Origin of the sequence: Streptomyces durbertensis, from assembly GCF_014156695.1 — a bacterium.
GTDB lineage: Bacteria > Actinomycetota > Actinomycetes > Streptomycetales > Streptomycetaceae > Streptomyces > Streptomyces durbertensis.
Window position 1 is genome coordinate 1 of the sequence record NZ_WMLF01000650.1, and the last position, 2105, is coordinate 2105.

The following is a 2105-nucleotide window of genomic DNA, read 5'->3' on the forward strand; positions in this document are numbered from 1 at the left end:
GACCTGTCCCAGCTCACCGGATCGAGAAGATGCACGTGCTCCGCGCGGTCACCTTTGTCGTGGCCATCGTTGTCATGTTCGCCGCCGCCCGCTGCGGCGGCTGACCGGCCGGGCCGGCACGCCCACGGCACCCCACGCCGGCCCGCCCACCCGGACGCCGGACACCCGGCGGCCGCTCGGACAACCACGCGGCGCTCCACCTCACCGCAGCCGCCTCACTCCCCTGACCGCAGCCCCCGCCGGTACAACTCCACGGCCTGCTCCTCCGGGAAGTTCGGCACCGTGGTCACATCGCCCGTCTCCTTCGACACCACCACGTGGCTGCCGCCCAGCTCCGGCGGCCTCGTCGGGTCGGCCGGCGCCGACCGCACCGCGTGCACCAGATAGCCGATGTCGAACTCGTGCACCCGCAGCTCCACGGGCGTCCCGTCCCCCCACGTCTCCGGGAAGCACGTCCGCCCGATCTCCAACGCGTCGGCCGCGTCAGCCGGCACCCGCCGCTCCCCACCGCTCGCCTCGGTCATTCCGGGTTCCCCTCTCCACTCGACACACCCGACCGCCCCACGACTACCACACCCCCGCGGCACGCGACCGACGGTAGGAGGCGATCGCCTGCTCACACGGGTAGTTCGGAAGCGTGGTGACCTCACCACCGGCCTTGGCGACCACAAAGGTGCTACCCCCCGGCTCGGCCGGCGTGGGCCGGGCGCCCGAAGCAGCTGGCGCGGGCCCGGACGGCCGCACCACGTACGCCTCGTCGAACTCCCTCACCTCCAGCGTGCGCACGCTCCCGTCAGGAGCAGGAGGAACGGCGAACAGAGCAGCCACGACCTCCCGCGCCTCCCGGGCGCTCCTCACCAGCACGATCCCACCCTCTCAGCTCGGAGGCACGGGTTTGCCGCGCCCGTCGCCGAAGAGATGCTCCACCATGTCCGCGAGGTACGTGTACAGATCATCCTCGGTCTCGAACTCCACGGACGTGAGGCACTCGTAGTCCGCGACGCTCAGATACCTCTCGCCGACCAGCTCCGCCAACTCCACGCGCACCGCGTCCGCGTACCGCTGCCCGAACGCGTGCAGCGTCTCACGGAGGCCGAACCCGGGATCGTGGGCGATCTCCAGGTACAGGTACGTGGCGGCAAACCTCCCCAGACTCTCCGGCAGCACCCGCCCCACCTCGTCCCTATAGACAGGCATCACCGGCATCAGCCCGACCTCCCCCTACAGCGCGTCGAAGTTCTGCTCTTCGACGGCGTGTTGCCATACCGGTGAGGCGGCGGCCGTGGCGTCGATCTCCGGCAACCAGCGGCAGAGCTGGGCGAGTAGGTACTCGCCGTCGCCCGCCGCCGACTCGTAGGCGGACAGCATCGCCCGGTAGAGCGTGACCATCGCGACGAAGGAGGGGAAGCTTGTCCCCACGACGGGGTCCGCTGGCTCGGCGGCGTCCGGGGCCGCCGAACCGGCGACCCGGAGCACCCGACCCGATGCGCCGTCCAGACACAGCACCCCACCGAGCCATTCGCCGAGCTGGTACAGCGGGCCGCTGTCCTGCGGAGGCGTCGCGCCGTGGTGCCGGTGCCAGTCGACCTCCTTGAGGCCCTGGTCGGACGGCGAGAACACGGAGAGACCGAACCAGTTGTCGACAGTTGGCAGCCCGACCTCCGTGAGCTGCCGGCGAGCGGGGACGTCCAACACCCCCGCCGGCACCAGATCAGGCCGCAGAAGGATGACGTTGCCCTCCCCGAACACCGTCGCCATCAGCTCCGTGGAGGGGGAACGCCACTCCGGCTCGAAGTCCCGAGGCGCGAGGGTCGTGAGGGGCGCGACCGCCTGAGCACCCTGCTCGGTAGTGGCCCGTACCGCCTCATCGAGATCGACTTTCACCGCATACAGGCCCTGGGTGCCGCCCATCACCACGATGTCGCCGATCGCGGCAGCCCCGTCGAAGATCTCCACACTGTGGGTTCGCAACTTGGCCAGGGTCCGGCCGGTTCCAGGGTCGCTCAGGGCGACCCAGGCGTAGTCGGTCTCGGCGTGGAAGGGGGGTGTCGACGGCAGCTTGCCAGGCGCGGCGGCGTTGGCTTCGGCGACCGCGACCTCCCTCC

The 2105-nt window shown here is 70.8% G+C and carries 4 protein-coding genes; all 4 read right to left on the reverse strand.

Translation table 11 applies throughout. From position 1 onward, the window contains the following. Positions 1–215: 215 nt before the first annotated feature. Positions 216–524 carry an SUKH-4 family immunity protein gene (locus GL263_RS25505; RefSeq protein ID WP_182858104.1) on the reverse strand — a complete coding sequence of 103 codons (309 nt, stop codon included), beginning with the start codon at positions 522–524 and terminating at the stop codon, positions 216–218. A gap of 43 nt (positions 525–567) precedes the next feature. Further along, positions 568–864 (reverse strand): SUKH-4 family immunity protein, encoded by a 297-nt coding sequence (locus GL263_RS25510; RefSeq protein WP_323379561.1) that lies wholly within the window; start codon positions 862–864, stop codon positions 568–570. Positions 865–876: 12 nt separating this feature from the next. After that, positions 877–1197, reverse strand: coding sequence for a hypothetical protein (locus GL263_RS25515; protein WP_182858105.1), 321 nt, complete (start codon positions 1195–1197; stop codon positions 877–879). A 24-nt stretch (positions 1198–1221) separates the two neighbouring features. Further along, the coding region (locus tag GL263_RS25520; RefSeq protein WP_182858106.1) for an SUKH-4 family immunity protein at positions 1222–2105 on the reverse strand (884 nt) is incomplete at its 5' end.